General features: G+C 33.1%; 27 protein-coding genes and 2 pseudogenes. 9 read left to right on the top strand and 20 right to left on the bottom strand.

The genetic code is table 11. The annotated features are described in order from the left end of the window. Nucleotides 1-448: 448 nt before the first annotated feature. From ACTDJC_RS11525 to ACTDJC_RS11540, 4 genes are all read left to right on the top strand, one after another. A complete protein-coding gene (locus ACTDJC_RS11525; RefSeq protein ID WP_440603477.1) occupies nt 449-1,816 on the top strand; it encodes a beta-propeller fold lactonase family protein in 1,368 nt (455 codons plus the stop codon). A 169-nt stretch (nt 1,817-1,985) separates the two neighbouring features. Further along, on the top strand, nt 1,986-2,687 hold the full coding sequence (gene nadD / locus ACTDJC_RS11530; RefSeq protein ID WP_176524668.1) for a nicotinate (nicotinamide) nucleotide adenylyltransferase: 702 nt from the start codon (nt 1,986-1,988) through the stop codon (nt 2,685-2,687). 52 nt (nt 2,688-2,739) lie between these two features. After that, nucleotides 2,740-3,561 (top strand): ammonia-dependent NAD(+) synthetase, encoded by an 822-nt coding sequence (nadE, locus tag ACTDJC_RS11535; protein ID WP_440603478.1) that lies wholly within the window; start codon nt 2,740-2,742, stop codon nt 3,559-3,561. A gap of 362 nt (nt 3,562-3,923) precedes the next feature. Continuing rightward, nucleotides 3,924-4,658 carry an LAGLIDADG family homing endonuclease gene (locus tag ACTDJC_RS11540; protein ID WP_440603479.1) on the top strand — a complete coding sequence of 245 codons (735 nt, stop codon included), beginning with the start codon at nt 3,924-3,926 and terminating at the stop codon, nt 4,656-4,658. A gap of 696 nt (nt 4,659-5,354) precedes the next feature. Here the strand turns inward: ACTDJC_RS11540 and ACTDJC_RS11545 are convergent. The 5 genes from ACTDJC_RS11545 to ACTDJC_RS11565 all read right to left on the bottom strand — a co-directional run bounded on the left by ACTDJC_RS11545 (nt 5,355) and on the right by ACTDJC_RS11565 (nt 9,367). Further along, the gene (locus ACTDJC_RS11545; RefSeq protein ID WP_440603480.1) at nt 5,355-5,768 is read right to left on the bottom strand and encodes an XRE family transcriptional regulator; all 414 of its coding nucleotides are present in this window, start codon (nt 5,766-5,768) and stop codon (nt 5,355-5,357) included. A 209-nt stretch (nt 5,769-5,977) separates the two neighbouring features. After that, nucleotides 5,978-6,391 carry a DUF1992 domain-containing protein gene (locus tag ACTDJC_RS11550; protein WP_440603481.1) on the bottom strand — a complete coding sequence of 138 codons (414 nt, stop codon included), beginning with the start codon at nt 6,389-6,391 and terminating at the stop codon, nt 5,978-5,980. A 21-nt stretch (nt 6,392-6,412) separates the two neighbouring features. Continuing rightward, on the bottom strand, nt 6,413-7,606 hold the full coding sequence (locus ACTDJC_RS11555; RefSeq protein ID WP_440603482.1) for an alpha/beta hydrolase: 1,194 nt from the start codon (nt 7,604-7,606) through the stop codon (nt 6,413-6,415). Between the two features lie 217 nt (nt 7,607-7,823). Continuing rightward, complete coding sequence (locus tag ACTDJC_RS11560) at nt 7,824-8,270, bottom strand: NUDIX domain-containing protein (protein WP_440603483.1); 447 nt, start codon at nt 8,268-8,270, stop codon at nt 7,824-7,826. Nucleotides 8,271-8,518: 248 nt separating this feature from the next. Continuing rightward, nucleotides 8,519-9,367: a patatin-like phospholipase family protein gene (locus ACTDJC_RS11565; protein WP_440603484.1), complete on the bottom strand. Its 849-nt coding sequence runs from the start codon at nt 9,365-9,367 to the stop codon at nt 8,519-8,521. A gap of 202 nt (nt 9,368-9,569) precedes the next feature. Here ACTDJC_RS11565 and ACTDJC_RS11570 point away from each other — a divergent pair, with 202 nt between their 5' ends. The 3 genes from ACTDJC_RS11570 to ACTDJC_RS11580 all read left to right on the top strand — a co-directional run bounded on the left by ACTDJC_RS11570 (nt 9,570) and on the right by ACTDJC_RS11580 (nt 10,933). Beyond that, nucleotides 9,570-9,947 (top strand): PH domain-containing protein, encoded by a 378-nt coding sequence (locus ACTDJC_RS11570; protein ID WP_440603485.1) that lies wholly within the window; start codon nt 9,570-9,572, stop codon nt 9,945-9,947. A gap of 319 nt (nt 9,948-10,266) precedes the next feature. Continuing rightward, entirely contained in the window at nt 10,267-10,467 is a 201-nt protein-coding gene (locus tag ACTDJC_RS11575; RefSeq protein WP_440603486.1) for a spore coat protein, read from the top strand. A gap of 13 nt (nt 10,468-10,480) precedes the next feature. Further along, entirely contained in the window at nt 10,481-10,933 is a 453-nt protein-coding gene (locus ACTDJC_RS11580) for a spore coat protein (RefSeq protein WP_440603487.1), read from the top strand. Nucleotides 10,934-11,260: 327 nt separating this feature from the next. Here the strand turns inward: ACTDJC_RS11580 and ACTDJC_RS11585 are convergent, their stop codons facing one another. Further along, a complete protein-coding gene (locus ACTDJC_RS11585; RefSeq protein ID WP_440603488.1) occupies nt 11,261-12,934 on the bottom strand; it encodes a ribonuclease J in 1,674 nt (557 codons plus the stop codon). Nucleotides 12,935-13,095: 161 nt separating this feature from the next. On the opposite strand from ACTDJC_RS11585, the pseudogene ACTDJC_RS11590 reads away from it, so the two are divergent. Further along, nucleotides 13,096-13,450: pseudogene (locus ACTDJC_RS11590) on the top strand (glutathione-dependent formaldehyde dehydrogenase); the annotation flags it as partial. Nucleotides 13,451-13,644: 194 nt separating this feature from the next. On the opposite strand, the gene ACTDJC_RS11595 reads toward ACTDJC_RS11590, so the two are convergent. The 7 genes from ACTDJC_RS11595 to ACTDJC_RS11625 form a co-directional block, all read right to left on the bottom strand. Then, a complete protein-coding gene (locus ACTDJC_RS11595; protein WP_440603489.1) occupies nt 13,645-13,809 on the bottom strand; it encodes a DUF2197 domain-containing protein in 165 nt (54 codons plus the stop codon). 142 nt (nt 13,810-13,951) lie between these two features. Next, entirely contained in the window at nt 13,952-14,626 is a 675-nt protein-coding gene (locus ACTDJC_RS11600) for an O-methyltransferase (protein ID WP_440603490.1), read from the bottom strand. 52 nt (nt 14,627-14,678) lie between these two features. Beyond that, complete coding sequence (locus ACTDJC_RS11605; RefSeq protein WP_440603726.1) at nt 14,679-15,200, bottom strand: YfiT family bacillithiol transferase; 522 nt, start codon at nt 15,198-15,200, stop codon at nt 14,679-14,681. A 22-nt stretch (nt 15,201-15,222) separates the two neighbouring features. Further along, on the bottom strand, nt 15,223-15,738 hold the full coding sequence (locus ACTDJC_RS11610; RefSeq protein ID WP_440603491.1) for a GNAT family N-acetyltransferase: 516 nt from the start codon (nt 15,736-15,738) through the stop codon (nt 15,223-15,225). A 78-nt stretch (nt 15,739-15,816) separates the two neighbouring features. After that, nucleotides 15,817-17,139 carry an NAD(P)/FAD-dependent oxidoreductase gene (locus ACTDJC_RS11615; RefSeq protein WP_440603727.1) on the bottom strand — a complete coding sequence of 441 codons (1,323 nt, stop codon included), beginning with the start codon at nt 17,137-17,139 and terminating at the stop codon, nt 15,817-15,819. Between the two features lie 130 nt (nt 17,140-17,269). Beyond that, nucleotides 17,270-17,434 carry a hypothetical protein gene (locus tag ACTDJC_RS11620; RefSeq protein ID WP_176524732.1) on the bottom strand — a complete coding sequence of 55 codons (165 nt, stop codon included), beginning with the start codon at nt 17,432-17,434 and terminating at the stop codon, nt 17,270-17,272. Nucleotides 17,435-17,446: 12 nt separating this feature from the next. After that, nucleotides 17,447-18,226 carry an undecaprenyl-diphosphate phosphatase gene (locus tag ACTDJC_RS11625; protein WP_098311004.1) on the bottom strand — a complete coding sequence of 260 codons (780 nt, stop codon included), beginning with the start codon at nt 18,224-18,226 and terminating at the stop codon, nt 17,447-17,449. Between the two features lie 238 nt (nt 18,227-18,464). Between ACTDJC_RS11625 and ACTDJC_RS11630 the strand changes: the two genes are divergently transcribed. Beyond that, nucleotides 18,465-18,875, top strand: a complete 411-nt coding sequence (locus ACTDJC_RS11630) for a VOC family protein (protein ID WP_440603492.1) — start codon at nt 18,465-18,467, stop codon at nt 18,873-18,875. A 177-nt stretch (nt 18,876-19,052) separates the two neighbouring features. Here the strand turns inward: ACTDJC_RS11630 and ACTDJC_RS11635 are convergent, their stop codons facing one another. The 7 genes and pseudogenes from ACTDJC_RS11635 to ACTDJC_RS11665 form a co-directional block, all read right to left on the bottom strand. Next, entirely contained in the window at nt 19,053-19,586 is a 534-nt protein-coding gene (locus tag ACTDJC_RS11635) for a DUF6886 family protein (protein WP_440603493.1), read from the bottom strand. A gap of 212 nt (nt 19,587-19,798) precedes the next feature. Beyond that, the gene (locus ACTDJC_RS11640) at nt 19,799-20,173 is read right to left on the bottom strand and encodes a nucleotide excision repair endonuclease (RefSeq protein WP_440603494.1); all 375 of its coding nucleotides are present in this window, start codon (nt 20,171-20,173) and stop codon (nt 19,799-19,801) included. An 89-nt stretch (nt 20,174-20,262) separates the two neighbouring features. Next, nucleotides 20,263-20,427 (bottom strand): annotated as a pseudogene (locus tag ACTDJC_RS11645) (Ger(x)C family spore germination protein); the annotation flags it as partial. 75 nt (nt 20,428-20,502) lie between these two features. Next, entirely contained in the window at nt 20,503-20,595 is a 93-nt protein-coding gene (locus tag ACTDJC_RS11650; RefSeq protein ID WP_255258179.1) for an amino acid permease C-terminal domain-containing protein, read from the bottom strand. Between the two features lie 34 nt (nt 20,596-20,629). After that, nucleotides 20,630-21,574, bottom strand: a complete 945-nt coding sequence (locus tag ACTDJC_RS11655; protein ID WP_440603495.1) for a response regulator — start codon at nt 21,572-21,574, stop codon at nt 20,630-20,632. Between the two features lie 4 nt (nt 21,575-21,578). Continuing rightward, a complete protein-coding gene (locus tag ACTDJC_RS11660) occupies nt 21,579-22,895 on the bottom strand; it encodes a sensor histidine kinase (RefSeq protein WP_440603496.1) in 1,317 nt (438 codons plus the stop codon). Nucleotides 22,896-23,132: 237 nt separating this feature from the next. Further along, nucleotides 23,133-24,113, bottom strand: a complete 981-nt coding sequence (locus ACTDJC_RS11665) for a glutaminase (protein WP_440603497.1) — start codon at nt 24,111-24,113, stop codon at nt 23,133-23,135. Nucleotides 24,114-24,450: the final 337 nt, after the last annotated feature.

Below are 24,450 nucleotides of genomic sequence, written 5' to 3' on the forward strand. Positions count from 1 at the left end.
ACTTACTTACAAATTAAAATCTTTAATTTTATTTAATTATAATTTATAAGTATAATCAAAACGGTAATAATTTTTATAAAATTTAAAATATTTACAATATAGGAGGGGGGTAGAATGTCATTACAAATACCTATTTGTTGGTCAACGAGTTTTTTCTAGTTTTATAGACAGTACATAATAGATATTATGTATGATTTATTATTTGAGCGGAAAATAAAATAGCTAAAATTGAAAAACCTAACTAAACCACTTGATTCGTTGGGCTTCTTTAAAAATATTTTTAAAAATCGATATTTTCTTTTATAATGTTCAAACCAATTTGTCCATCTGTACGTTTACATAGAACGAAGGGATAAAAATTCAGACACGATTACAAAAGGAGGGAATCAAAAAACGTGTAGGTGTCTTGAAGATTTATCATGCAAAAAATTTTTAACGAGGTGAAGAAATGTTAAAAAAAATGAAATTTAAAAGTGTATTGGTTGTAGCTTTGATGTTTGTTATTATTCTTCCGACTGCCATTTTTGCCTCAGTTACTGAAAAGAAAAGCCCTATGGCAGAGGAGAGCTTCGATGGCAACATCACTAACAACTCCCTTGCTGTAAGTCCCGATGAGCAGATTGCGATTGTTTCAGATAGTCGCGAACAATCCATACGTATCTATGACCTTGCTAAAGGCACTTTACGAAAGGAAATCGATGGCTTTGTCACACCGAGAAATATCGTGTTCATTAACAATGGCTCAGAGTTCGTCGTCTCGGATAGTACGCTTGGCACTTTGCGCTTCTATAACGCAAAAAGCCTAACCTTAAAGGATGAAGTCGTAGTCGGTCCAGGTGCATTCGGCACTGCTGTCAGCCCTGATGGAAAAACGCTATACGTGAACAATCAGGCACACAGTTCTGTAACTGTCGTGGACCTTGAGAAACGCAAACCAACTGCGGTCATCACTGGTTTCGCCCAACCACGCCAAGGTATTACAGTCTCTCCGGACGGAAAATATGTGTTTGTAACAAACTTTAAAGGAGATAAGGTGTCCGTAGTTGATGCAGCCACTAAGAACATCGTACGTGAGATTACTGGTTTCTCTATGATTCGTGGAATCTCCGTGAGTGCTGATGGTCATACATTGTATGCCGCAAACAGCGGTCGTGACAGCATTTCCGTGGTGGACATCTCTCTAGGACAAATCGTCAACGAGGTAAAAGTTGGACATGAGCCATACGGTGCAGCCTTGTCACCCGATGGTAAATTGCTTTTCGCAAGCAACAAGGCAGACAATACTATCGATGTGATCAACGTCTCTGATAACCGTGTGATTAAAACAATCAGTGGTTTCACAGAACCCCGTCAAGCAATTGTCTTTAACCGGGAGGGAGAACGCGCTTATGTTCTTAATCGGGATCTTTCCATTTCCCGTGTGAATATAAAAGACTTATCCATCACCGATACGATCAGTGATAAGTCAAACAAATACAAGCTTCAAGTGTTAGAATCGGATGGAATCGGAAAATATTTAGCAGATGATCAAGGAATGACACTTTATTACTTCACAAAGGATGAACCAGGAGTAAGTAATTGTAAAGGTAAATGTTCTGAAATTTGGCCTACATTCCATGCGGAAAACATAGTGGCTCCTAGTGGATTTAACAAAAGCGATTTTGGAACCATCACAAGAGAAGATGGACAGAAGCAAACAACGTATAAAGGCCATCCTCTTTATTACTATTTTAAAGATACGCAGGTCGGTGATATAAATGGACAAGGCGTAAATAATGTCTGGTTTGTTTTAAATAAAAAGATTTTTGAGAAATAAACAATTGCTTCAAGTAACATAATCCGTATAAGCAAAAACCTCTTCGAAACCAAAAAGAAGGGGTTTTTGCTTTATTTTAACTGGATAGATTTTTGTCATTTAAGTGTTGGGACAACAAACTGAAGCATATTGAGGAAGTAAAACAAAAAGTTGCGGAGATGATTGGCAAATGAAAATAAATGAAATCGAATCAACTAAAAATATGGAGTACCTTCAAGAATTGAATCCAGAAAAAGATATTAGCGAACTATTTAAAAAAGGACGACGAATTGGTATATATGGTTCATCATTTGATCCTATCACAAATGTTCATTTGTGGACTGCTTCCACTGTGGCACATCGTAAAAAACTAGATTACATTATCTTTTTACCTTCTACAAACAAGCGTATTGATAAGAAAATACAAACGACCGGTGATCACCGTGCTAAAATGATTAGTTTAGCCATACAAGATAACCCGAAGTTCATTCTAGACACTCATGAATTAAACGTATTACCAGGCAAACATTATACATACTATACAATGAAGCATTTTAGGACTATATTAAAAGAAGCAGAATTGTTCTTTATCATGGGTGCAGACCTTTTAGTAGATATCGCTGATGGAAAATGGAAGATGGCTGAAGAATTAATAAGTGAAAATAATTTTATCGTTATGGCTCGCAATGGTATCGATATGCTCCAAACGATTAGTCGATCTGCTCTCCTTCGCAATTATGACGATGGTAGGTTTCAATTAATCGATAAAGGATTAGCTATGGAAATAAGTTCTACATATATACGCGAAGAATTTTCTAAAGGCGGCGAACCGCGTTACCTTCTCCCGGATAGCTGCTACTATTACATCAAAGAAAAAGGTTTGTATCAATAATAGGGATTACATTTCATATAAAACTCTAAAAACCGAAAGGGAAGATTTTGTAATGACAACTCTACAACAAAAAATCATGTCGGACTTAAACGTATCAGCAGTAATTGATCCTACTCAAGAAATTCGTAAAAGAGTCGATTTTTTAAAGGAGTATGCACTTAAAACAAGAGCAAAAGGCTTCGTTTTAGGAATTAGCGGTGGTCAAGATTCAACATTAGCTGGAAGACTCGCTCAACTAGCAGTAGAAGAACTGAGAGCCGAAGGGCATAATGTAAAATTCGTAGCTATTCGCTTACCTTACGGAGTTCAAAAAGATGAAGCTGATGCACAAGCAGCGTTACAATTCATTCAAGCAGATGAAGAACTTGCATTTGACATCAAAACTACAGTTGACGCTTTTGCAGAGCAATATAAAAAAGATGCAAAAGAGCAACTTACAGATTTCAATAAAGGAAATGTGAAAGCTCGAGTTCGAATGATTACGCAATATGCAGTAGGTGGTCAAAATGGCCTTCTTGTAATTGGTACAGACCATGCAGCAGAAGCTGTGACAGGTTTCTTTACTAAATACGGCGATGGTGGTGCTGACATTCTTCCGTTGTCTGGATTAACAAAAAGACAAGGAAGAGAACTATTGAAAGCTTTAGACGCTTCAGAAAGATTGTATTTAAAAGTTCCAACAGCTGATTTATTAGATAATAAACCACAACAAGCAGATGAAACCGAGCTAGGAGTTTCTTATGATGAATTAGATGATTATTTAGAAGGTAAGAAAGTATCAAAAGAAGTATCAGAAGCGATTGAAAAACGATATTTAGCTACAGAACATAAACGACAACTTCCTGTAACTATATTTGATGGTTGGTGGAAGTGATAAAAAGCTGCGGTTATTCCCGCAGCTTTTCTTATTTATCCTGTATGATAATAGAGATTAGATCTCCAATTTTTAATTTTGCATGTCGTCAATCATGAGTTTATTCTCCCGAATGAATTCGCTGGATATATGATTATATAAATACAATAAATCAGTAATGTAAGGCCGGTGTTTTTATCATTTAAACGGGAGTTAATTATATCAAAATAAAGCCTTTATTTTATTGATTATCTTTTTATTAACGATAGACAGAACATTCGTTCTTTCGATATGATATAGAAGAAGATATACTCAATTTTTATATCTGTTGAAAGGGGATACTGTTAATGTGTAGAAAGGGCGAAAGAAAGTCTAAATGCACGATGGAAAAGGCAGAAATGATTAAGTTATATTTAGAAGGTTCTAGCACATCAGACATCGCAAATTTAGCTAATGTTTCTTCTAGATACGTTCGCATGGTCCTAACAGATAACAATATTGAAAAGAGAGCACGTGGAAGTTGGAAACGCAAATATGATTTAAATGAAGATTACTTTAAAACTTGGTCTAACAACATGGCATATATTTTAGGTTTTTTCGTTGCTGACGGCGTAATAGCTAAAAACAGTCACACAGTTAGTATTTCTCAAAAAGAAAAAGAAATTTTGGAAGATATGAAAAAAGAAATAGCTTCAAACCATCCATTATACAAAAACAAAAATACTGGTGTATTTATATTGAACTTAAATAGCAAAATCATGAAAAACGATCTAATAAATTTGCATAGCATTACTCCTTGTAAATCATATGATGTACAATTCCCGTATGTTCCGGAAGAATACTTACATCATTTTATTAGAGGATACTTTGATGGAGATGGGCATGTTAATCCTAAAAAATATTTTGTAAGTTTTGTTGGCGGTTCATATCTGTTTATGAATTCTTTAAAAGATATATTAAACGCTCAAAACTACAAACCTAAGTTCATTAATAAGGAAAAACAGTATCGCATATATTTAAGTGGTAAAAAAGAAATTCAACATTTTGCAGAATGGATTTACAAAGACAAAGAATTATTCTTACAAAGGAAATATGAAATTTTTCAACAGAAAAAATAAATTATCTTTCAGTTAGTGCGCAAACTTTAAACAAACACACTAACTGATTTTTTATTTATGACAAGAAGATAAGAAAAGGGGAACACCAAAAATAACGCTTACTTAAATTAAGTTAATTTATTTTTTCTAGTTGACATAATATAAATTATAGGAAGTTGTAAAATGAGAGTGGTTTCATATCTCTAAATCCAAGTAAACTATATATTTTGAGACGGAATAGGGGTTTTTGAAACAATCTATAGCATGTTCAAATAATCATTTGAAACTCCATATTTCAAATGAACCATTATGATTTCATTCAGTAAAATTTATCACAACACACAGCTGGAGAAATTTCATGCTAAATGATCAGAGCCATAATTTATATTTATATTGCACTTAAAAGTTTATTTTCTAGCTTAGTTTCAATTATACATTTAATATTGATATCTTATTTTCTAAATATACACAGAAATATGTTTTATATAAAAATGTGTCATAATTCCAACTCTAACCTATTTTTCCTTTACTCAAATTTAATCATTTTCAGTTAACATAATATATTTATAAAATATAAAAATCCTCCCTTATTTTAGGAAGAATTTTAATAAATGACTTGTATTCTATTAGATATAATTTTTTCTACAAAATCCGTATTTACTATCTTTTCTGTTTGACGAATTAAATGTAAAATGCCACTTTTTCGATTATGATAAATCACTTTACGTTCTTCATTTCGATATATTTGCACCAGTATTCCCAGTGTATCAACATCACCTTGTTGTACGTAATAACTTTGTAGCAAGACATTTTTGTTAACTGAGCTAACCCTTCTTTTCCTCTCTCTGACAACAGATTACCGTCCGAAAAAGCGAAAGCCCTCTCCTCTGGCTTTTGATTCAAATGATGAAACGAATCGTTCATAAAAAACGTTTGTTCATGACCTAAAGTATTAGCCAGTTTAGCTGCAAAATCATAAATACCATTCATTCGTTTTCCATTTAGATAGTCAGAGAAATTTGACTCAGACATGTTCATACATTTCGCTAAACGTTTTCTTTTTAAACCTTCTGCTTCAATATATTGATTCATATTACGAAAAATAATAGATTCTGAATGCCTCTTCCTCACTTCCGTCCTAATAATACACTTCGTTATATATGTTTATCCTACCTTTAACGCACATGAAAAATCCATTTAAAGAGAATTCTTGTAAAATTCATTTTCATAAACAATTAATTTCCTCAATAATTGATCATAAAAATCCATTTATAACGACTTTTTCTACTAAAAATACTCTTTCCGAGTTTATTCTCAAAAAGAGTATCGATCATCCAATATTAACTTGGTTTACTTATTTTCATTTTTTGTGCTGATGGTGGACAAGTTAAATTGTGCTCGTAAATTTTTTTATTAATGATTTCAGCCATTGCAGCAAACTCTTCCTTCTCCATGCATGTATGCAATTTTTCCTTTAACGCATCAATTTCTTTCGAAAGTTCAATCCACCTCGGTAATATATGATTATCTTTCATTGTCTTATATAGTTGTTTTTCTGGATTATAAGAGAGACTTTTATCAATTTGTAGTGGCTTTCCTTTTCCTACTAAATCATCAAATACGCCTTCTTTTTGAGAACGTTTAATAATAGAACTAATATGATCTTCGTACGTATATGACCAAACTTTCTCATCTTTCACTAAAATTTCTTGTTTCTTTAATGCCTTATCTATTTCTTTTTCTCTATCCTTCATATGTTTTCTCCTCCCTTTTTATTATTTCATAGGTATTTTAAATTGTTGTAAGGATACTAATCCTTGAGCAAACTGTCTATGCCACCACAATTCATCGTGACCACCAGGGAATTCAACATAAGTGCTTTGATACTCTTTTTCTTTAAGTACTTCTGATAACTTCCTATTTGCTTCTAACAATGGTTTATTTTCCAACTCCCCAGCACTCATATAAATTTGTAATGGTAATGTGCTGCTTCTTTTAAATTGATTTTCGATCCAAGGGTGTGATTCTGCGTAATCTTCGTTTTTCCAATGTACAGAACCAGACATTGATAAAACGTTTTCGAAGAAATCTGGATATCGCAATGCTGTATAAAAAGCTGCTAAACCACCGAGACTGAATCCGCCAATTGTTATATGATACGGATTTGCATTAACATGATACTTTTGTTGAATCCACGGAAATAGTTCTTTTGCTAAAAACATATTCATTTCCTCGTAAAATGTGAGTTCTGTAAATCGATCTACATGATCAATGCCAATTAGAATACACGGTGGAATTTCCTTTGTATGTATAAGATGATCTAGTGTTGCAGCTGCTGATAACGTCTGCAGCATAGAACTGCCATCAAACATGATAAGAAGGTCATAAGGAGCTTGTTCAGGTGAGTAATTATGCGGAGTATATATCCAAAGTTGTCGTTCATTCTTTAATATAGAACTATGAAACTGATGTGTTTCTACTTTTCCTTTTGGAATATGAGTTTGTTGCTTAGTTTTATCAATTTGTGACGATAGGCCTAACTCGAAAACAGATATTGGTCCTGCTTTATGCCCAAATATTTTAGAATTCAATGGATCACGCTTATAATTTTCACTTCGTTTTACCCAACCTTGTTCAAAGTCATCATTAATTGAAAAATAATACGTCGAAGCAAACTTGTCTTTTGTTCGAAATGTTTTAAACCATATGTTTGTATGTAAAAGCTTATTCATTTCATTGGCCGTCAAATCCCACCCAGGAAAACTGCCAAATACATATGCATTTTCGGTTTGTTCATCACCTAACCAAATATATGTAACAAGATGGTACTCATCATCAATTGGGCAAGTCTCCACAATAGGTGTTTCTTGTTTCTTTATGCTCTCTAAAAACAATGTAACAGCAGAAGGATTCCCTTGATTTAATTGCTTCGCCAAATCATGCATAATTGGACTCATTAGTTTCTTCATTTTTTGCCTCCTTTCCTCTGTTCAACTCAATACTTATTTCAGTAACAAGTGGGTTGTTTCCTTGTTATTTACTATGGATATAGTGTATTTTTTGTGAACAAATTTTATATTTAAGACTAAATAGAATAAGGTATTCGACTATAAAAACTTTACAAACTAAAAAGGTGTTTTCTAGACGTGAAAACACCTTTTTTAACATAAATCCAGTTTCAAGAATTTAAAGTGTACTAACCCAACATGTTTCTAGGTCATGCTCTTGAATTTTTTTCATAAGTGTTTGTACGGCAGCATCCGGCATGACTTTATATCTTTTTAAATTTTCTTCAGTAGGTATAATCCAATAAAAATCCAGATGAGATTCTCTAGATTTAGGAGGTGTTTCCGTGTTTAATTTATCACTGTTAACTTTAAAAACATGATTAATTTCATAATGTAGTGTGTCTCCATCTTTCCACTGATTTTCAATTACGCCAAGGAATTTTTCGATTGAACAAGCTGCACCTATTTCTTCTTCCCACTCTCGTATAAGTGCATTTTCGACTGACTCACCTAATTCAATATGTCCTCCTGGTAAAAAAGAATGATGCCCCTTAAAATGTGCTACCAAAAGCTTTCCGTCTTTTATAAGTACACCCCTGACAATATGGTGAAAGCGAGTTCTCATACTTTGGCCCTCCTTATTTACTCATCAGATATTAAATTCTAATGTAGGAAGTCAAATTCCTTTGCCGGTTGAATATAGATGACATCATTAAAACTATTTGTTTTTTTTTTTTGTTGTAAAAATACGGTAAATGAAATTAGATTGAACGTAAATTGTTCAATCTAATTTCATTACGCTCTTATGCTTTTCATTAAAATCACCTAATCATGACCGCGATTTCAACTTTCTCCATCTAACAAAATATTATTTTACTTAATCCATTGTCTTAGCTGCTCAAATTGATTCTGAGCATCGTTATAACCAAGTTCATATAAATGAACTAATCTTTCTTTATTCCGTTCCAATCCACTTGCAGGTAACTGAACACTTGGTTGTATAACAAAGAAATTCTCTTTTTGTTTTTCTGAATAGAGATAAGATATAGTATTATTATAGATTTCATAATGCTCAACAAGACGATTTGCCACATTAGGATAATGTCGATACAACCATTTCGCAATAGACGATAGCTTATTCCGTTGTTTTTCAAATCCTGCTGGTTTCGTCATAATAACCACATTTTTTTGAAATCCATCAGCCTGCGCTTTCTGAATCGGAATTGGGTCTGTAATCCCTCCATCTAGTAACTGTTTATCATCATATTCAACTGCCGGAGCAATAAATGGTACAGAGCTTGATGCACGAATAATTTTTAAAATATCATTTCCGTGTTCATGTTTATTGTAATACACAGCTTCGCCTGTCTGACAATCAGTTGTGCCAATAACAAACTGTTCTGCCCCGTTTTGGAATGTGTGAAAATCAAATGGAACAATTTTGTTAGGTACTTCATCAAATAAAAAATCCATGCCAAACAATTCACGTTTTCGTAAAAAATTTCGAAATGATATATAGCGTGGATCGCTTACAAGTTCTGTGTTTACTTTCTTATTTCTTCCTTTTTGACGAGATAAATACGTAGCAGCCATACAAGCCCCTGCTGAAACACCTATTACATAAGGAAAATACAACTCTTTTTCCATGAAAAATTCTAATACACCTGCTGTATAAAGTCCTTTCATTCCTCCGCCTTCTAAAACTAATCCGATATTGTTCATATATTGTCCCTCTATCATATTTCAAATTCGTAGTGTATAAAAAGTTCTTACACAAATATATTAGCATAAGATATTATGATGAAGTATTAATTTGTTTCATTGCAATTGAAATTTAATTCTTATATCGAAAAGTAAGAATCTGCTTTTCCGTTTCATGTTACAATAAAAGAAACTCATTCTATACATAAAGGAGGACTTCATAATGGGTTTATTTAGTGGCATTTTAGGAAATGCATCTGATGCAGATATAAGTAGCGTAGAACGTGATCTACAAGCAATTATGTTAGACGATGAGCAAGTAGAACACGCTTATAAGTTAATTCGTGATTTAATTGTATTTACAAGTCGCCGAATGATTTTAGTAGACAAACAAGGTATGACTGGTAAAAAAACAGAATACCATTCTATTCCATATAAAAGTATTACACAATTTAGCATAGAAACAGCTGGTCACTTTGACTTGGAGGCTGAATTAAAAATTTGGATATCCGGTATGCATGATCCAATTACGAGAGAATTTAGAAAAGACGATAGTATTTACAACATTCAAAAAGCGCTTGTAGCTTACACAACAAGATAACAAAATTGTATTTTTATACAATTTTCAAAGTATTTACCCCGTATTTCTTGAAACGATATACACAAATTTTGATTAAAAATACAAAAAAGACTATCTATCACAAGATAGTCTTTTTTGTATTCTATCATATTATCTTTTTGATATCTTAAATAGCCTTGTTCAGCTATTAAGACCAACGTAATCTATTATTTACTAAAAAAATATTGTAAAAACTTTTTTTAATGATACTTGTCCAAGACATATCTATTCTATTTCATATAATGATTCTAGTTAGATGATACTAACTAATAATTTAAACCCAATTTGGAGGGATATTGGAATGGATGATTTAAAAGAATTGATTTCTTCAACACTTAACGGAAAACAAAAGAACGAAATAATCAATATAGTACTTTCAGATATTTTAAATAGAAATGCTATAACAGATTCATCTCTAAAAAAATTACCATCAGAGAAAAAAGCACAAATCAAAAAAATCTTTTCTGAATTACAAAATCAAATTAATAACATTTTAGACTAAAAGGAGAGAGTTTATGTCTGGAGTTTGGTATCCAAATGAAGATAAAAAATGGAGTGCATTAGATTCTTCAAAGCCTCATCCATCCTTCAACGATCCAACAATTTCGGAAGAAGCTAAGCAAAAAAATAAAATTCATCAATTGTCTGAAGAATATATTGCGATTGTTGACTCTGCTGACGTTCAAGTTACTACAACAGATACAAAAGTAGCACTATCGATTCAAGCAGCATTACAAGCAGCAATTACTGCTATTTTAAGTATATCTATTGCAGATAGTGAAAAAGCTGATAAAATAGCACAAGAACTTTTTCAAAAATCAGCTATTACACAAGTTAATAGACAACGTACTATTATTAGAAATTCTCGAAACGTTTCAGTAACTACTACAGATACTGATATAGCAGTAAATATTCAAATCCTTCTTCAAATTTTATTAGCTTTATTAGTTAAATTAAATATTTTATAAAAAAATAATTTAACTTTCCTATCATGGTTCACAATTTAAAATTCAATATAAGAATCCATTGATTTTTAGGCGTTGTGTAAAAACGTCTTCCAAAAACCCCCTCCAATTGGGGTTTTTTTATAGTTGAAACTTTTTTAATCAGCTAAACCGCTGCAAATACATGACACAAAAGGATATTTTTTCACTTGTTAGATCCAAAAAATTATCAACATTAGCTATAGATATTTATAAGGTTCTCCTTATTAAACTAAATGGATATAGTTTAATAAGGAGATTGTTAATTCAAATCTAAATAAATGCTAACTGTGGGACAAAAAAGTAGTCATTTTAAACTTCAATTATTATAGGAAGAATCATTGGCTTTCTTTTTGTATTTTCATATGTAAATTGTCCAAGTGTTTCTTTTATGTTTTTTTTAAGAACATTCCATTGGCTAATATTCGCTTTTTGTGAATTATTAACAGTTGTTACAACCAGTTGATTAATTTTCTTTAAAAAATCTTCTGAATCGCGCACATATACAAATCCACGAGAAATTGTGTCTGGACCAGAAATCATTTTCCCATCAGTTTTACTAAAAGTTATGACTATAACAAGCATACCATCCTCTGCAAGCTGTTTACGGTCACGTAAAATAATATTTCCAACATCACCAATACCCAATCCGTCTACATATACATTTCCTGCAGGTATTCGTCTAGTTTGATAAGCAACTTGGTAATTTATATCAACAACATCACCGTTATTCATAACAAAAATATTATCTTTTTCAACACCAACGGACTCTGCTAAAAGGCGATGATGATGTAACATTCTAAATTCCCCATGAATCGGAATGAAATATTTTGGCTTCATTAAAGTGAGCATTAATTTTAATTCTTCTTGATAAGCATGTCCAGAAACGTGCATCCCTGTTGAACTTCCCGATCCATAAATTACATTAGCTCCTAATAAAAATAAGTTGTCTACAATACGCGAAACATTTCGTTCATTCCCTGGTATAGGAGTTGCAGCTATTATAACAGTATCTTCAGGCAGGATATCTACCTGTCTATAGTTGCCGCTAGCTAAACGAGCTAACGCAGCCATAGGCTCACCTTGACTGCCAGTACAAAGAATCGCTACCTTTTCTGGTTCCATTTGATTGATTTCATGTGCTTCAATTAACATTCCCTCTGGAATATTTAAGTATCCTTGCTCCAATGCAACAGATGCTACATTTACCATACTCCTTCCAAGCAAAGCGAGTTTTCGATTTGTTTTACACGCAGCATCTACCACTTGCTGTAAGCGATTCACATTAGAAGCAAAAGTGGAAAGAATAACTTTTCTACGCGCTTTCAGAAATGCTTCTTCAATATGTTCACCTACAAATCGTTCTGACGGAGTAAAGCCAGAACGTTCCGCATTTGTGCTTTCAGAGAGTAAAGCTAAAACACCATTACTTCCGATTTTAGCCATTTTATGGATATCTGGATATTGATTATTTACAGGAGTCAAATCAAACTTGAAGTCACCTGTATGTACTACTGTGCCTTCTGGCGTATGAAAAGAAATGCCAAGACAGTCAGGAATGCTATGATTCGTTTTGAAAAAAGTTAGACTTATTTGTCCAAATTCAATTAACGATTCAGAGTCAATAACAAATAGCTCTGTTACATTTTGAAGTTTATGTTCTTTTAATTTAACGTCAATTAAACCTAACGTTAAACGTGTTGCATAAATTGGCACATTCAATTGTTTTAATATATATGGAATGCCTCCAATATGATCTTCATGTCCGTGTGTGACAACTAAAGCCCGAATCTTATCTTGATTTTCCTTTAAGTATGTAATATCAGGAATAATCAAATCAATTCCTAATAAACTTTCATCAGGAAACTTCGAACCACAATCAATTATCACAATGTCATTTGCATACTGTATAACATACATATTTTTTCCTATTTCCTTTATGCCGCCTAAAGCAAAAATGGATAGTGTATTTTCTGCTGTGCTCAAAATGAATATCCTCCTTTTTTAAATCTGTATCCTGTAATTTGAAAAGCTTCATTAAAGTTCACTAGCTTTTAGTTTATATATTTTCCAACACATTCAAATTTATTATTTGTTGCAAGATTACAATCCATCGTCATTAAGTTAAGACTATGTAAAAGTAATTTCCAATTGAATATCTTGAACAAAAATTTAAACTACAAGGTGACACTCTTGGTCCTATTCAAATTGCTACGAAAGCCGTTCGGAAATGTGGAACTGTACAAATAACAGGTGTGTATGGAGGAAACTACATTGCATTTCTTTTAGGGGCATTTTAGATATAGAAATATAAAGATTAAAATGGGACAAGCTCCCGTCATTCATCTTATGCCAGAACTGTTTGAAAAAATAACGAATAATGAGTTTGATCCAAGAGAAATTATTACACATAAAATACCTCTTGAAGAAGCAAGTTATGGTTATCAAATTTTTAATAATCGTGAAGACAATTGCATAAAAGTCATTTTAAAACCATTGTAGCTTTGTAATAAAGTTTGATAAAAGGGACACAGCTAATCTTTATTAGATAGCAAACAAAAAAAGAATCCATTTTGAAAAAAGATCGATCAAAATGGATTCTACAGTTTTGATATAGATGTGATTTTTATAAAAAAGTTTAATCATTTTAGGATTGGACATTATATACTAGCAAAAATGAGTAGTAGATATTATCACTATCTAAAAAAATGTTTTATTGCTTCAAGTTGTATTTTATGATTACATTCGTCACAGCAATATTTCCCTTTCGGATTTTCCTTGAATTTCTTATATTTTTCAGTTCCTTCATATACCCGAAATACATTTTTACAACAAAAACAAATAACCTCATAAAATATCATGTACTTCCCCCCTTCTCAGGGTGATACATTGGAACGTTAAAAATTATTTTTAAATATATTTTAACTATCCTATCAAGTTCCATTACTAAATGTCATAAAACATCCTTAAATTCCGCTCCAACCATTAAAGTTAAAATTTATTTCAAATAAACGTAACCACAGCAAGTGCAAAGCCGTCATATCCTTTGGAACCGACAGTTTGGATTGCAGTTGCACTCACGCGTGGCTCAGTAGCGAGCAACTCATAGAATTGTCGTATTCCTTTTACACTCTGATCATCACCTGAATTTTCTAGCACTGCACCATCACGTACGACATTATCTCCAATGATTAAAGTGCCTGGACGAGAAAGTTTCAGTGCCCATGCTAAATAATACGGATTATTCCGTTTGTCAGCATCAATAAAGATGAAATCAAATGGCTCATGTTTTTCATCAACAAGCTGCTGTAGTGTATTTAGCGCTGGCCCAAGACGCACCTCCACTATATCACTCAAATTAGCAAACTTAATGTTAGAACGAGCCACTTCTGCATGCTTTGGGTCTGCTTCTAACGTAAGAAGACGACCATCTTTAGGTAATGCCCGCGCCAGCCAAATAGTACTATAACCACCTAACGTGCCAATTTCTAATATAGTGCGTGCTCCTTGAATTTGCGCAAGCAATTGCAGGAATTTCCCTTGATTCGGGGAAACATCGTGCGCGGGTAAGCCAGAATCTGCGTTAACTTGGAGTACCGTATCAAGTACAGGATCAGACGGAACTAGTAAATCTGTTATGTAGCGATCTACCTCAGTCCATTTATTAGATATCCCCATATAAACTGTCCCCCTTGCAGTTCAACTGCTTAATTTATTATCTATAGAACTGTTACCATCCTAATCGATCACGAAGAGAAGTAATATGTGCAGTATGATGACGACCATGCCATGCGTAAAGCCCAATCGTTACACCTAATTTATTAGATCCTGATTCAGGATGATTAAACGTTTTTTCAAAATCATTATGTTTCATAAATTGCAGTAAAGAAACCCATCTCGTATGTAATGATTCTAAAAGTGATAGAGATACGTCTATTGGTAATGTAGAATCAGGAAGCTCTGCCCATTTTTCTTCCATATACGGTTTAATCGTTGGATTATTTTCCGTCAGTGCCAATTTAAACCGAATATAACTATTCATATGACTATCTGCAATATGATGAACGACTTGGCGCACTGTCCATCCACCAGGACGATACGGCGTATCAAGCTGATTTTTATCTAAGTCTTTTACTGCTTGTGTTAATTCAATAGGAAGATTTTCAATTTGTTCTATCCAATTCTCTATTGTATCTTGTGTAATGTTCTCTTCATAAGTGAAATGACCGATTGGATAACGTAAGTCCATAATTGTATTGCTCCCCTTCTTTGTTTTAATTAGAATGTCTCCAAATATAATGGATAAAATCAATTTTTTGGCCGTGTAACTCTACTGTATTTTCATCAATTGGGATGCGTGAAAAAAGGTTCTTTTCTAATACTTTTTGAGAAGCAAAATTATTATTTGTCGTTTTCGCATGAATTTTAGTAACATGATAGTTTGTTGCTTCATCTAAAAGGAGTTTTACAGCTTTAGTTGCAACCCCTATTCCAACATATTTTTCTCCTAGTCGATAGCCCAGATACCCGAATTCTTTATCTTTCTCAATATCTACTAAATTGATTCGCCCGACAATTGTTCCTGCCTGATTTCTTATTAGGTGAAAATATGAAATACCTTCAAGTTGTTCTTTTAATAATTCATAAAATATCTTTTGAAACGTTTCATATGTATAGTAATCTTCACCACGACTAGGCAACATCTTTTCGAAAAAAGACCGGTTACTACATTCAAAAGCAAACAATTCTTCTGCATCTTGTTCCTTTAACTTTTCTATGTAGACTTCCATTCGATAACCATTCCTTTTCAACATCAATCAACTATATACATTTGCTATTTCGTCACAAAATCCTGCTGAAAAAAAAGGCTACTTTCCTCGACTCATAAATATAGCAAACAGTACTTTTGGATGAAAAAGATGTAAGGGACTGCGAATTAAATTCATAACATTAACCAATCGAATATAAATTTCCGGATTAAAAGCAGAAAGACGATATACCTTTTTGGTGTACCACTGTTTAAATGGTTGCATAAGAGGTCTGTCCCCTTTAATGTTCGAAACGCGAAATGCTTCTGTTGTAGTCATTTCCCACGGCGTTGCTATCAACTCCGAAATACTCTTATGAAATTTGTAGGTGAAATCTTTTTCGAGATGTTTATTTTCCCGGAGACATCTTTCCAACTCTAAAGCTTCCATTGCAGCGACTGAAATCCCTTGTCCAAAAACGGGATCAAAACGGCAATGAGCATCTCCAATTACTAAAAAACCTTCCGGAACATGTCTTATTAAGTCGAAGCGGCGACGCACTTGATAAGGAATTTTATGTATTCTTATATCCGAAAGAGGCTCTGCTATTTCAAGAAAACTTCGCACATCAGGGACCGGTAATTTCTGAGCATAAGCAAAAAATTCTTCATCAGTTTGCGGAGCACGCTCATTTGCGTAACCGCTAAAAGTTACATAAAAACGATCGTCTTCAATTGTTTGAATAAGAGCACCATAAGGGTTTTCAGGAAAACTAGGAGAAACAAGAAGGTTACACCAATCTAGCCGTTCTTTTGTTTTTAAACGAAATACTCTAGTAGCATAAAATAGTTGAATCCATACTTTTTCCTCTTTAACCTGTATACCATGTGTTTGTAACCACTCTACACTCTTTGACCCAAACCCGCTTGCATCCACAACTACATTTGCATGAATTTCTTCTTCTGCACCTGTTTCAAGGTTTTTCACTCGTACTCCGTATACTTTATTATGCTCTTCATCTATCAAAATTTGTTCAACCATCATTCTATATCTAGTTACAATATTAGCTACTTGATCAATTCGTCTTTTTAAATGCCACTCAAACATAGGACGGCTTTGTTGAACCATGGTTAAATCTCCTGTAAATTGTGGTTTCCAACAACCAAAATGATGCCACTTCACATCTTGTGTAAAATTACTTACAATACTTTGATCCTCAATTAATTGCGAAATAATTTGAGGAAATAATTCCTCAATTGCTTCTTCTCCGCCTTTTAATAAAACATGTGGATGATAACTTTGCGGCACTCTCTTTCTAGGAGTCTTTTCCGTCCATTCTTCACCTATTTCTAAAATTATTACTTTCTGAAAAGAATGAGATAAAGCCTTTGCAGCAAGTTTTCCAGCAATGCTGCCTCCAATTACAATCGCGTTCTCCAATATGTTGCCCCCTATCTACCTTTTCACTATTTCTCTATCAATTTTACTACTTTAAAACCTCTCAATGGGACATAACGGATTTAAAAATCCTGTATCATAATATTAATACAGGATTTTAATTTCTAGTGATATTTCATTCATCTTTACTTTTCATAACAAGAATCGCATGCGCAAATAATCCACAAGCAATCCCAATAAAAATTCCGATGTTAGGCTTTTCTAATAACATTCCACCTGCTAAACCTAACATAAAGAATCCCCCATAAAATAACCTTACCATTTCCTCATATTTTTTCATGTTCCTTCTCCCTTAAAATACACCAGTAAATTGTAAGGTAAGAATGAGAAGTCCAAGAGCCCATACATAATACGCAAATGTTTTTAAAGAATGATGTTTTAAATATTGAATCATCCATGAGACGGCAATATATCCAAAGAATGCTGCAGATAGTGTACCAACAATAAGTGACGTGTTAGAGATTGCTTCTGCTTTACCTTGAAAAACATCGACTAACTGTAAAATAATTGCCCCAACAATTGCAGGTGTTGATAATAAAAATGAGAAATAGGCTGCTGTTTCACGATCTAATTTTCTCCAAAGTGCTGCGACGATTGTCATGCCTGAACGAGATATCGCTGGAAAAATAGCAAATGCTTGAAACGAACCAATAATAAATGCGTCTTTATATGTTATATTGTCCATCTTCTTCCGTCCGCTTTTTTGTTTCTCTGCCATATATAAGAATAAACCTGTCACTAAAAATTCCCATCCAATCGTTATACCTGTTTTTGAAATCTCTTCAAAGAAATCTTTAAATAGTAAACCAATTACAACCGCAGGAATTGTTCCAATAATCAATAAGTACGTTAATTTTGAGAATGGATTTTTTATTAAATAGAGAAATTCTTTTTTATAGTAAATAAAAACTGCTAATAACGTCCCTATATGAAGCATCGTATCTAAAAAGAGCCCTGCCTCATCTAAACCAAAAAGGTGCCTTCCTAAATACAAATGACCGGTACTGCTAATTGGTAAAAACTCTGTTAAACCTTGAATAATTCCTAGGATAAAGGCTTCTAACCAATTCATGATTGTCTCCTTTCAAGTTTGCTTGTACCAGTATATGTTTGTACTTTTTTAGTTATGTAAAGTTACTCGTTTTTAATAGATTCTTATACCAAATGAAAATAATGTGATTTAGAAAGCAAAGTGATAACAATTGACAATGAAGAACCCATAAAGATAATATAAATGCATAGATAAGAATATATGTTCGTTTTGTAAAAATGAACAATTCTTTGTATTTAATAAAAGGAGTGAATAGAAAATGGAAATCTCAAATCAAAAAATTACTACCTTCTTAATGTTCCCTGGAACAGCCGAGGAGGCAATGAAACATTACACTTCTATATTTGATCAATCAGAAATAATAAGTATTTCTCGTTATGGAGCGAACGAAGCCGGCGCGGAAGGGACTGTGTTACATGCTACATTTTCATTAAAAGGACAACAATTTATGTGTATTGATAATAGTAATAAAGATGTACATCAATTTACTCCCGCTATGTCATTGTTTGTCTCTTGTGATGCGGAAGAAGAAATTGATCGAGTTTTTGATAAATTATCTCAGGATGGCGCGGTATTAATGCCGTTAACTGCTTCTCCTTGGAGTGCAAAATTTGGTTGGGTCCAAGATAAGTTTGGTGTTTCTTGGCAATTGAATCTTGCAAAAATGTAGTTGTGAAATAACGTTCATTCAAAACTACTTCTAAAACACTCATATTAAGCCAAAACAAAAGAATCCATTTTGAAAAAAGATTAATCAAAATGGATTCTCTTATTAGAAATCTAAATTTAGTTTTTATAAAAAAGATTAATCAAAACTCATAGGTATGCCCTTTGAATCTTTGAGAAATTACAAATTATTCATCAATCTTGGCTGTGCAAACCCCATTCTACACATTGACCAATTAAATGTTGTTTTTTGAATTTCATCATAAATATCCCACAAATTATTTACTAAGCGTAATTCAACATTACGTTTAAACAGTTCTTGAAATAAATTAGCTACTTCCAATTTAGCAATTGGAATTTGTGTTGTTTCACTTATATAATAGCCAGCATTCTTGTCTTGAAGTGTGAATTGCTTTGTATCAAATTCATACAAGTATAATTTAGTATTTTTCATCGTTTCAAACCATTTGTTTTCAATAACTACTACATGTGAACATGATTTTGATGATATATATGTTTGCTTGTCGATTTCAGATGTATTTGGTCCAATATGATAGCAAACACGTGGACAATTTCTAGGTGTTAAAAAGTTAGGTAAGCATTTATCATCTATCGCCCATACAAGCCCTTTCGTTGGATCTAGGTCCGTTCGAGTAGGGATTCGGGGCTGAAATACTTGAATGTGGCTCTCTTCACTTACATGGAATATCCGCACACGCTTCTCTCCTTAAAATGCTTTTTATTCAAATCTTCACCTTAGATTAGCTTACTCAGCAACATCTTTTCTCTATACTGAACATTTTTATTAATCTTTGTTTTATTATCAAGACCTAAGTCGTAAAAAGGCATATAAAATATAAGTACTACTAAGAGGCCCCAACTAAAATGACCTCGGCGCAATACCGAGGTCATTTTTCACAGAACTTTTTATTTAAAAAATACTTTATCTACATTATATTTCGCTTGAAGTTCATTAATAATATATGTTTCGTAAATTTCTCTTTCCATTGGATCTTCTACGATACATGCATCAATTCGATATACTTCATCTCTATGTGCTTTGATTGGTGAAACAGTATCTTCAAAATGCTTTTTAATTCTTTGTCTTAATTTACGTGCTTTTCCAACGAATAAGAGCTCGTCATTAATATTATAAAACATAAAAATGCCGCCCTTATCTCTCGGAATTAAATGAAAATCAATAAACCCGCTAATCGGAGTTATTCTTGGTTCATCACCTTTTATTACTTGCTTACGCTCTGTAATCGTAACGTCTGGATTTGGTATCTCAATTTTGATCACTATAAGTCACGTCCTTTTTTGTTATAAAGGAAAATAGTATCACAATTATGTAAAAAAAACCATTATAATGTTATCCCATGTATATATTATATATGTGAGCTGAACAAAGGGCTCTCTCTTTTCAATGAAAACTCACGAATTATTTGATGAATAGAATCTCAGGCCTCAGAAACGTTCATATAACGTTTTTGCTTTGCTTCACCTCCTCTACTTTGCGTTTGCAAGCTAACAATTTGATAATTAGTTGTTATTAAAAATAATATAAGTATGTAATGATACCTCTTAAAGTAAAAAAGATGCTATCTAGCATCTTTTTTTAATTTAACTAACTATTTAGTTATATTTTTAGCTAAATTACTTTTATTTTTTCCATATAACATATAAATAACTAGTCCAATAAGCATCCAGATTATAAAGCGAATCCATCATTTGAGATTAAGAATAAGTAAGAGTTCGTCATTGTAATTCAAAATGTATCTGCTTAGCTTCAAAATAAAGAACTTGAATAAATCTTTTCATATCGATACGAGTAGGTAATGTTGGCTCATTATTCAATTCTGTCATCTTTCTCCTTACGATTGTAAAATCAAAAAACCTAGAAGCATAATTTTCAAACTTCGGGTTTAAAAAATCAGTAAGTCCAAGGGATGCTAAATGGTTTAATGATTGGTAAATTGCCCTCCGGATCCGTTGTTTGGAGGCTTCAATGGATCTTTTTAATTCGGCCTCTTCGATTGATTCTCCAAGTTTTGTTTGAGCTAAATTCATAAAAATCTCTCTTAGAGAGGGAAAACCTTGTTCAAACGTTTTATCTTGTTCATATTTATATAAATAATCCAACATGTCCATTAAATCTTTACTTCCGCTTTCAGTAGCTATCCCTAATTCGGATAGAAGAAAATGAATGGAATTTCGAAAATGGCTGGAAGTACTTATATGTTTTTCATTAAGGTATTTTTCCTGCGGACTTTGATAGATATCCAATTTAAGCACCGTATTGAGCGATTCGTGAATGTTTTTTATCGATTTTTCCAATTGGATTCGTTCGATGACTTTCTGAACGACTGCTAATACTTCAATTCGGTTAATCGGTTTGATAATAAAGTATTCAACACCAAGCGAATACGCTTCAGCAATCAATTCTTTTGTTTCTACTTGAGAAACCATGATGATTTTTCCTTTGAATGACGGTTTTATTTGACGAATCGTTTTTATTCCATCTTGAATCGGCATTAACAAATCGATAAATAAAATGTCTATATTTTTCAAGATTAGCATTTGTTGATCTACCAATGAGCCATTCTCAGCTTCTCCTACAACCTCCCCTAGATCTTCATCCTCGATAATTTGAGCTAACATTAAGCGAACCGCTTTCTCATCATCTACTATATAAAAATTCATAGAATCACCCTTTCCCAATTATGTGATCAATCCCTAATCTAATTATAAAAATCGATCCTTTCTCGTCGGGTCTGTCCTCAAACGTAACATCACCTTCAAGTTGTTCGACCATTTCTTTTACATACGATAGTCCGATACCTGTCGATGCGTTACCAGCGTCATCATATTTAGAAGTAAACCCAGGTTCGAAAATTGACTCTTTATACTTTGAGGAAATACCAGGACCGTTATCTCCTATTCGAAATTCAACCAAATCATGCTCTTTATTAATGTCAATTGTGATGGTTCCCATATCTTGGATAGCTTCTACAGCGTTTGCAACAACATTGTTTATAATTGATAAAATTGTGTAAATATGATAGTGAGGATGCACACCATCAATCTTGTACACAAATTGGATGTCTTTCTCTAGTAAACGGGCGTATTTCTCGTTTGCTCGTACGATGATGTTTACCAATTCATATATGGACATATAATCAGTAAAACTTTCATCAGAAATCAGCTTTGAAAGTCCAGCAAAAATACGTTGGTTATCCTTTTTAATTTCATGGACTTCACCAGCGATTTTCAATGCATGCTGCCGTAAATCCTGAACCTGAAAGCTCATCTGACCATTCTCTAAAGAGTCTAAACTTTTATATAAATCATAAGATTTTTTTGTTATATTTTCAGCATCTTGCAACGTTTTTTTTAAATGAACAGCATCTTCATATAAATTGGAAATGAGCATGAGCATGTGTTCATTTTGTTTTTTAATTTGCCTCTCCCTTGACTGTGCTTCATACAGTTTCATCATATTGAAAAAGCTTATAACTATAAAACTGTGGGAAAATGCGACAACGATTATCTCATATAGTGCCTCTGGTGTAATAGTTGTTTTTAATACGAAATATTGAATCATTAATTCCACACAGTCCGATAATATTTCGATGATGAAGCCAATAAACCCAATCATCAATGGTTGGTGATGAAATCGTTTGATTTTTGCTAAATAAAAGAGACAAGAATAAGTAAAATAAAAGAAAAAACTAGGATATTGGATATGAAAAGAAGATATCCAATCCATATTTTCCTGTGTGATGAGGTCTATCAGGATACGAAATTCTACAACTACCATTCCTGTTAAAAAACCCGGTAAAAATGCTGGCATTCGTCGAAATAATAACAAAAAAAAGAAAAATGTTGGTGCACCAAAGCTCATTCGAAACGTCTCATTAAAGGGGAAAAACTTTATTTCACCTGCTAAAGGTACTGTAAATATCATCAGAACCAGAATATAAATGTCTTTTTTTACTAAATTACTGAGATTCAAGATTATCACTTCCCAATTTTGACTAACAATCAGTATACAAACCCGTTGACATTAATACAACACTTACTCTATTTTTTATAAAAACGATGTATCAGATATAAACGAAAGAATCGAAGATTGCGATTATTCTTGATATTCTCCAACTTTAAAATGGGAAGGTACTATGTAACGCAAAAATGTTCAGACACATTATACGGTCTGAACATTTTTGTGTTCGTTCTGACACCAAAACATCCTTGATGTTTTTTAGAAAATACTTAAATCCCATTCTTTTGCAATACGTTTCAATAACATAACTCCTGGTAAACTATTCCCATATTCATCAATAGCTGGTCCATAAATACCAATACCACATCCATCTGAAAACGGTAGTTCGCTCTTTAGCCTTGAAGGGACAAGTGTCATAATCCCTCCGGACACCCCACTTTTAGCTGGCAATCCGATGAAAGCAGCAAATTTACCAGATGCATTGTACATTCCACAAGTGAGCATTAAGGCTTTTGTTAATCTAGCTACCTCTTTAGGTAGGACTTGTTCTTTATGAATAGGATGATATCCATCATGTGCAAGTATGAGTCCTATTAAAGCTATATCCTCTGTATTTATTTCTATAGAACATTGTTTCAAGTAAACCTCTAGTGCTTCCTCCACATCCGATTCTAAAAAGCCATTCTCCTTTAAATAATGTGCTAAAGCTCTATTTCGATGGGCTGTTTGCCATTCAGATTGAAACACTTTTTCATTAATGACAGGACGCTTCCCTATCATTTTTTCGATTAATGCGTAAAGAGTTTCTAATTTTTCTTGTGCCGACGTTCCTGGCAGAAGCGAAGCTACCGAAATCGCTCCGGCATTAATCATAGGGTTAAACGGCTTTCCAGGTTTATGCATCTCTAAACGAATTATCGAGTTGAAAGCATCTCCAGTTGGTTCTACATCAACCCGCTCTAACACATAAGTAATACCTCGGCTTAAACAAGCCGCTATAAAGCCGATTACTTTTGATATGCTTTGTAAGGTGAAAGGTACGTCCCAATCCCCTGACTTTATCATTGTTCCATCTGGCTCTACTATACAAATACCTAATTGCGATAAATTTATCTTTCCTAAAGCAGGAATATAACTGACGTTTTGTCCTTTAACAGCATAGGTTCGATAATGTGCTATCCATTGATCTAAGCAAGCTTTCTTTTGACTCTCAACTGGAACGCTATACTCCTTTATCATTTAACCATATTCCCCCGTCCTATTAATTTTATACAGTATAAATTTTTCTTTATAATGAATAGACAAAAAGTGCAAAAAACACTGTCAAGACGGTCACCTTTCTTTATAGATTGATAGGTAATAGCATATAACCTAACCAATTATAAGCTATATTGCTCTCAAGGGTAATTAAATGTGGCCAAATCAAAGACAGCTGTTTTTTCTTATTCTATCGATATAAGCAGCTAAACATATAGACCTGTGATGTTTGAGAAATCGTTTTTAAAGGAATCGACCAGTACTTTCGCTGTTTTTCAGGTCCCTCTTTTCAAGATCTTAATATAGTTGCAATATATTA

This window comes from Bacillus sp. GB_SG_008, assembly GCF_052038115.1.
GTDB lineage: Bacteria > Bacillota > Bacilli > Bacillales > Bacillaceae_G > Bacillus_A > Bacillus_A rhizoplanae.